General features: G+C 52.3%; 6 protein-coding genes. 1 reads left to right on the top strand and 5 read right to left on the bottom strand.

Going from position 1 to position 7,897, the window contains the following annotated elements; genetic code table 11:
- The first annotated feature begins 267 nt into the window (after positions 1-267).
- On the top strand, positions 268-588 hold the full coding sequence (locus AAIG39_RS25400) for a SymE family type I addiction module toxin (protein ID WP_425503350.1): 321 nt from the start codon (positions 268-270) through the stop codon (positions 586-588).
- 45 nt (positions 589-633) lie between these two features.
- Here the strand turns inward: AAIG39_RS25400 and AAIG39_RS25395 are convergent, their stop codons facing one another.
- The 5 genes from AAIG39_RS25395 to AAIG39_RS25375 form a co-directional block, all read right to left on the bottom strand.
- Positions 634-927 carry a hypothetical protein gene (locus AAIG39_RS25395; protein WP_343195036.1) on the bottom strand — a complete coding sequence of 98 codons (294 nt, stop codon included), beginning with the start codon at positions 925-927 and terminating at the stop codon, positions 634-636.
- A gap of 10 nt (positions 928-937) precedes the next feature.
- Positions 938-5,320, bottom strand: a complete 4,383-nt coding sequence (locus AAIG39_RS25390) for an RHS repeat-associated core domain-containing protein (protein WP_343195035.1) — start codon at positions 5,318-5,320, stop codon at positions 938-940.
- 3 nt (positions 5,321-5,323) lie between these two features.
- The gene (locus AAIG39_RS25385; protein ID WP_090089294.1) at positions 5,324-5,764 is read right to left on the bottom strand and encodes a DcrB-related protein; all 441 of its coding nucleotides are present in this window, start codon (positions 5,762-5,764) and stop codon (positions 5,324-5,326) included.
- 157 nt (positions 5,765-5,921) lie between these two features.
- Positions 5,922-6,434 carry a hypothetical protein gene (locus AAIG39_RS25380; RefSeq protein ID WP_125124893.1) on the bottom strand — a complete coding sequence of 171 codons (513 nt, stop codon included), beginning with the start codon at positions 6,432-6,434 and terminating at the stop codon, positions 5,922-5,924.
- On the bottom strand, positions 6,409-7,897 hold a 1,489-nt coding region (locus AAIG39_RS25375; RefSeq protein WP_343195034.1), incomplete at its 5' end, for a type VI secretion system Vgr family protein. The genes AAIG39_RS25380 and AAIG39_RS25375, both read right to left, overlap by 26 nt.

The raw sequence follows: 7,897 nt of genomic DNA, 5'->3' as shown, positions 1-7,897 counted from the left end.
AGGATCAGTTAGTCGTTTAGTAAAACGTCCAGTCTCATTATTACGCCAACGATTTGATTTACTATTAAAAGAACAACTTAATCCAAGAAGCTCGATCCAGCTTAACTGATTTGACCCATACTGATATAAGTTTAACCCGCCCCTGAGCCCTATCGGGTCACCAGAACGATCCAGCGGGGGTCACACTTTTTAACACGCTACCGCCCGCACCGCTCATGGCTTCCCGGCTATCACCTTTTACTTATTTAACAGCATGTTAACCAAACTTTGCCGACGCGCCTTTTCGCGCCCGTTCACCATACCACTGCCGCCTTAACCTGTCATTATGTCAGAGCCCGCCACGAAGATCGCACAACCGGTATAGCCCGGTATTACTCACAACACCCCAGCCTGCACCTCAAGGGCGACTGGCTGAAAGCGGCAGGATTTGAGACCGGGCGGGGTGTCACGGTGAAGATTTCGCAGGGGTGCCTGACCATCATCGCTGACAGTGACGAGGCGCAGGAACTGCGGGAGGAACTTTATCAGGTTAAACAGGTGGTTAAGGGGATGCGGGACGGGATGTTTAGTGTGCTGAACGATAATTAAATAATAAAAAGCCGGGAAGATTTAATTTTCCTCCCGGCTTTTATTTTAGCTTAAAAGTATTTTTTCGATATATTCACTAACCTTTGAATTAACTTCTGATATATATTCACTATCTTTACCAGAGTAAAATTTTAAAGAACCTTCCAAATTATCATGAAGAACAAGAAGATCATAAGCAAGTAATTTTGGGATAAACGAAGTACTTTGATAATCAGTCATTACTTTATCAAGTGACATATATAGCCTATCAATTATATTTGTATCTAAATCATCAGCTAGTCTAATCATTTCCACTACATCAATAATGGTTTTATTAAAATCAAAATTATTATCTTTCATAATCAACCTATTAAAGAGAATTAATCGCACCCGCTGGAATGGGGCCGTCAAACAACACTTCTGAAGAACCTTTAGCTAGCCGCCTTGCAAATTGATTTCCTAAGAGATCGAGTCCTTTAGGGGATGATATGTCAATTGCGCCACCAGAAACTTTACTCAAGTCTATTTCAACAATACGATTCCCTGATTTCGCAGCCCATTTTTCAGCAATACTTAAATCTTTTGTTGCTGATATAAACTGAGATGGAGAGCGACTGCCTGATGTTACATGCCCAGCAACAGTTTTTATATTATTTGGGTTAAGGGAAAATAACCCGGATAAAGGATCTTCATCGGGCCTAATGACCCTATAGACTTTCCCGGTAGTGATACGGTCAAATTCACCAATAGGCGCGCATGGTTTTAATCCGAGGGGGTCAATATAACTTAAAGGATTTGGCGCATACCGATAAAGATTTAACCCGCCTTTTAGCCCTATCGGGTCCTGCTGGGTAAACCTGGCGCTATCCGGGTCGTAATAACGAAACAAATTATAATGTAACCCGGTCTCACGATCCAGGTATTGCCCCTGCATACGCAGGTTCTGCGCATAGCCCGTCTCCTGCGGTATCGACTCGTGCAGCAGTTTACCCCACGCGCTGTTCTGCCCTTCCCAGCGGATATGCCCTTCACGGTCCGTCATCCGTTCTGGCGTACCGTTCGACTGACAGTGAAACCAGAAGATATCCGGATCCTCTGCGCCATCAATACGCGCCAGCGGTTCATAACTTTCCGCGTCGCTATAGACATAAGTCAGGGGCACATCGTCGTGAATTTCCTGCAACAGGCGAAAACCTTCCCACAGAAAACGTGTCGTCACCTGCTTTCCTGACTGTCTGCCCCCCAGCGTCTGCTGGCGTGTTTTGCTGATACGCCGGCCGAGCGGATCATAACGGAAACTGACCTGCGTTTGTGGTTTGTTGCGATCCCTCGGTACTGCCACCACATCGGTTAACCGGTGCTCGCCGTCGTAACGATAGTGCCAGCGCGTCTGCCCGTTGTCTTTTTCGATGGTCCGCCCATGAATGTCATAGCTCCACTGAATTCCATTTAAGCGGGTGAGACGGTTATGACGAACAGACTGCTGCAGGCTGTTATCCAGTGGATTACCTGCCGCATCCCAGCGCCATTGCTCTTTTCCGGGGGACGTGCCGTCCTGTTCCAGCAGACGCCCGGCGCTGTCATATTTCCAGTTACACCAGTTGAACGGATCATCATCACGCTCTTCGCGTACCGGGTTGTTGCGGTAGTCGTAATCCCAGCGGCGTGACCAGCGTGCGGGTGCCGGGCGCTGCGCATTGCCGGTGAACACATCCCGGCGATGGATGCGTCCGAGACGATCGTATTCATTGCGGCTTGTCAGCAAGCCCTGCGTACGGCCGACTTCCCGGTGTAATTCATCGCGGGTAAAGTCGCTTATCGGCAGATTATCGAGAGCCAGGCTCAGTAGATGCCCGCTTCCGTAATAGAAATATTTCAGATGACGACCGTCGGGTAACTCCACCGATGTACGGTTGTTCAGCGCATCATAAGTCCAGCCCAGCCTGCCGTTTTCACCCTCTTCACTGATAACACGCCCTAGCGCGTCATAGGTAAAAATCAGCTCCTGTTCGGCTTCCTGACTCCATACGTCATCACCCAGCGGGGGATGTAACGCCACTCGCGTAACCTGCCCGCTCGCAGAGTAGTGATAACGGGTCTGCCCTTCCGGCGTGCTGCGGGCAAGCAGTTGGCCCGCCTTGCCCCAGCGAAATAAATGCGTTAAAGCCTGTGAATGCCCGGCGGCGAAAGTACGACGCACAGTGCGTCGGCAGGCATCATATTCATACTGTGTTGCGACACCATCCAGCCCTGTTTCAGCAAGCAGCAGCGAGTCCGCCCCCCACTCAAAGTGGTACGCCTCCCCGTTTTCATTTTGCAATGCCGTTAATCTGTCGCGGCTGTCCCAGCGACGGCGCACCTCTTCCCCTAAGGCATTCCGGGTTGCCACCAGCCGACCTGCGTCGTCCCAGCTAAACTCGTGACGCTTGCCATCCGGGGTAATATGGTATTCCGGCAGCCCACGTGGGTTCCATCCGATAGACTCCTGCCAGCCCTCCGCCCGCTCCAGTTGTAGCGGTCGACCAGCGGCATCGTAGTGATAGCGGGTTTCTTCACCGTCCGGTGTTTTCACCGAATGCAACCAGCCGAGCGGGTAAAAGCGATAACGGGTGATACGCCCTGAACAGTCCGTTTCGCGGATAATCTGCCCGGCCTCGTTATACTCCTGGCGACGCGTATTGCCTGCCGCATCCACCTCTTCCACCACCTGGCCAAAAGCGTCGCGCCTGAGCAATGTACTCTGCCCCAACGGGTCGACGATGCGCGCCAGCCCATGGTGCTCATCATAATAAAAACGGGTGGTGGCGCCATCAGCCGTGGTGATAGCAGCAGGCAGCGCGCGCTGTACCAGCCACTGTGTCGCCTGAATATTGCCGTCTGGATCAATTTCCTGGATACGATTGCCCATGTCATCGTAGACAAAGGTCGTGACATTCCCAAGGGGATCAATGCGGCGGGTCAGTTGTTCGTTATCATTCCATTCGAATTCCCAGCGTTCCCCACGTTCATCGACAAATGCGGTAATTAATGCCTGCGCATTCCAGTAGTGTTGACGCTTGTGTCCGTCATACTGTTCAACCGTGGTTAACCCCGCAGCCAAATCGTAGGTGAAGCGGCAGCCATCTCCGGTACTGGTCCGGTTTTCCACGACTCGCCAGTGGTCAAATTTCTGCCAGCGATACTCACTCTCCAGCCCGCCAGGCATACGGTGCCAGACCATGAGTCCGTCATCGTTATAGCGAAATTCACGTGTCACCACGCCCGTCGCATCTTCAACAGCAGCCAGTTGACCACGATGGTCATAGCGCCAGCGTGCCAGCCGCCAGGATTGTTGACCATCCGAATGGCGGGCCTCGGTAACCCGGGTCGGGAAACGTTCATCGTCATAAAACAGCGAGACATCAATGGCACAGGGGGCATCATGAATACGAACCAGTCGCCCATGCTCATCCCAGCCAGTTTCCAGCATGTTGCCGTACTCATCGCTGAGCGATGCCAGTCGCAATATTGATGGGTCAGAGCGTGTTGGTTTGAACAGTCGCCACACAGCGCCATCATCGTCTGCGATAGCAACATCACCCTGCTCGTTACGGCGGATGATTAACCCTTCACTGATGCTGTAAAGCGCTTCGTTAATGGCAGGCAGCGTAAAGCTGAGCTCACGCCCGGTGTCATCAAACCAGGTGGCGTTGTCGCCCGCCAGTTGTAAGTACCCATCGAAAGCGGTAGCCCAGCCCAGGCCAAAAAGACCCTCACGACGGGTAAGGCTGTTGTAACTACGTTGCCAGACCAGTGGAAAGCGTCCTGGCAAGCTAAAATCCTGTTCTGCCTCATCGTTCAGTACCTTCACGCCGGTTGCGGCATGGACCGGATGTGATGAACCAAAGACGGCGTTAATCGCCATATCTGTCAGCATGCCCCCGGCGGCGGAAGCCAGCGCACAAGGCATCGATTTGAGGATGGTTCCGAAACGTCCCCGGATAAGGGCTGTCGCCGCCATAATGACCGTCAGGCCCGGATATTTGCCGCTTTTAATATCCCGGACGGTGAGTGTTTCACCGCCAATGATGACATTGGGTGAGACCTCATCTGAGATGGTGGCTTCACAGGTCGTTCGGTCTTTGGCGCGTGCGGCAGGTTGGTTATTGATGAAAACACTTTTTGACCCTTCCGCCAGATACTGCTGAGGCGAGTGTTTGTCGCACTTCACCTTGTCCTCTTCCAGCGCCGTGGTGCCTTCGGCAGCGGATGCAACCGGCGGTTGCCACATGTTGCTGCCAAACTGTGCAGCCATCGACAGCAGCATGCCGCCATAATCAGCAAAACTTTCCGGTGGTTGCGGTTCCGGTGGCGGTGGCGTACCGGCAGGCGTGAGCATACCGGCGGCGCGCGCGGCAGGCAGCTTATTGGTCAGAACGTTGTGCGAACCATTGTCAATTTTTCCGGCGGGAGAGGGAGGGAAAATCCAGTCCCCCAGTTTATTGGCCGCATTGGAGATATCATCCGCCTTACCCAGCACGTTGGTGAGAATCCCCCCGATAATGCCGCCAAGCACGCAACTGGAACCGACGGCAGCCAGCCCTGCCGCCGCCAGACCAGCCCCGGCAAAGGGTGCCGCAACCGCCGCGATCCCGGCTACCGCCGACCCAATCGCCGCATAGGCAACCCCTTCGGCCACAATACTGGTGATATCAGCGAAGATGCTTGAATGGATGATATCGTCACCCTTACGGGCTGCGTGCTTGTCACTCATCGCTTATACATTCCGATTGTTATTCAGCGTCAGACTTTGTTTGAGGGCATTCCAGTGTTCTGCATCCTGTTCGGTAAAGGGACGCAATGCAGAGAAGGTAAAAATAAGCAGCATGGGTTTATCAACCGCCTGCATCGCCAGTTGCTTCTGCCAGATGTGGGTGTCAGCACGTAAGAAGGCGGTTTCAACTTCAACGGCACGAATATTTTGTTGTGGGCCGACAAGCACGCGGGTAAACGCGCCCTGCTGCACTTCGCCCATTTGTGTGCGCAGTTGATCCCACTGGCGATGAAATTCTTTCTCGGCATCACTGCCTTCGGGAATGGGGCCACGGCTGACAACAACCGATAGTCCACTTTCGTCATCGCGCAGAAGCGTCATGCTGGTGTCTTGCCATGCGGCAGGGAAAAGCTGAAAGGAACCTTCCTGGAGGTGATATTTCATCATTTGCCTTTTAATGAAAATAATTCGCCTGCAATCGCTGAGATGAATGCAAGGGGCATTCACTTAAAAACAGCAATCCAGATAAAAAGAGGGATGTTAAACGTGCATAAACAACAAAAGGATTTCAGGCTGCGTAGATGTCAGCCTGAATCACACGCTATTTCTCGCGGGTAATCACCACACTGCTTAAACAGTCCGGATTCGTTTCGGCGAAACTAAAGGTGACTTCCTGGCCGTCGCCAATTGCAGCGGTATGACTGGTGACTTCATGGACCGAATGTCCACGCGGCGTATCGGTAATATCCATTTTTGCATAGTGCTGACGTACCTCGCCCAGCGAGATACATTGCCCTGCATAATCGAATGCAAACAACACTTTACTGTTTGGTTTTTTATTCACCCGCAGGTCGAATGCCGACAGCGTTGCACCGCTGGCCAGTTTTACTGCATCACTGGTATAGAAGACAAAATTATCGTTTTGTGACACCTCAGTAACCGGCAAGGCGAAGCGGTTGATGGTATTTACGTTAACGGTTTTAACAGATGTGCTGAGATGAGAAATAAACTGCCAGAGATCTTCATTTTGCATTTTTGCCTCGACAACTCCTGTCATGAGTAAATTAGCGAATATGATGGCACAGGCTTTATTTAGCCGGGTAATTTTTGTCATACCATCCTCCATAATAATCTTCGTAGTCCTGGCCGGTCACCGATGTCTGTTCACCTCGTCCGAAGATTCGGCCGATTTTCGATTGCGCTTCGGTTTCTGTCATCTTTCCGCTCTTAACTGAATCGTAAATCGAATTATAGCTTTTTTGGTTAGCCGGATTGCCTGAAATACCGATATCAGGCCCCCCGTTGGCGAGGATTTCTCGCTGAACTTTAATATTGTTCAGTGTAGCCGCCCCCTCATCACTTAATTTACTGTTGAGGTAAGCATCACGGGAAGAAAAATCATCTTTGGGCGTATACATTGCGTGGCCGCTCTCATGCGACAACAGTTGTACCGTTCGTGCCGGGTCGTTCAAGGCGCCCTTATCCACCGTGATCGTTTGGGTCTTACGGTTAGCCATAGTCCCCCATCCCTCATTACCCTCTTTTAGGGTCCAGCCATCGTCCTTCAGTTTTTTCAGATCATTCGTTAGCGTCGGGGATTTTGATGCCAGTTGGTCAACATCATCACCGAACCCCGTCGTTACGGCGGGTTTGGAGACCGGTTTAGCACTGTTTTTGGGGGCGCCAGCCGCCGCACCGGGAACCGCCCCTCCCGCTTTATTTTCCTTTCCTGGCGTGAAATACTCCTCAACCGCCTTATCGATATCTCCTTTCAGACGTTCACCCGGCGCATCGACTCCGGCTTTGCCGTCATCCGCATTCAGGTACAACTTCCCTTTGGTCGTGATATGCCCGTCGCCTTTTACAAAAAAGTTAAAGTCATTACCAATCAGATTGATCGTACCGTTAGCCAGCAGTTCGATAGCGCTTTCGCCGGATGCCAGTAGTAGCCGTGTACCCGAACTGACCACATACTGTTCAGATACCGCCTCCAGCTTATCTTTGCCCGTTAATACCAGAGACTTCCCTTTGGTGACCAGTGTCTGGTTGGTCTCCACACGCAATAGCTCGTTTTTACGGACATAGTGGCTGTTATTGCCGTTGATGGTGCTCGTGGCGTCATTCTTAACATTGGTGTCCATATTCCGTTCGGCCTGGATCCAGACCTGCTCCTCCCCCGCTTTATCTTCAAAACGCAGGGCGTTGGCGGTATCAGCAGAACCGTCTTTCGAACGGCTGAGGAACCCCATCTGCGTGGCGGCGGCAGGAAGCGCCCACGGCGGCATGCTGGCTTCGTTATAGACACGCCCGGTGATGATTGGTCTGTCCGGGTCACCGTTAATAAAATCGACCACCACTTCATCGCCGACGCGTGGAATTTGTACCCCACCGAACCCCTGCCCCGCCCAGGCGCTGGAGACACGCACCCAGCAGGAGCTGGTATCGTCGCCCTTCGCCAGTCTGTCCCAGTGAAACTTCACCTTCACCCGGCCATAGCGATCGGTCCAGATGCTCTCTCCCTGCGGGCCGACGACTTTCGCGGTCTGTGGCCCATAGGTACGCGGCCAGGCCGTTTTT

The sequence above is a fragment of the Phytobacter palmae genome, from assembly GCF_039409775.1.
In the GTDB taxonomy this organism is placed as follows: Bacteria; Pseudomonadota; Gammaproteobacteria; order Enterobacterales; family Enterobacteriaceae; genus Phytobacter; species Phytobacter palmae.
Note: the sequence above shows the minus strand (reverse complement) of the source record. Positions and strands in the feature narration are given on the sequence as shown.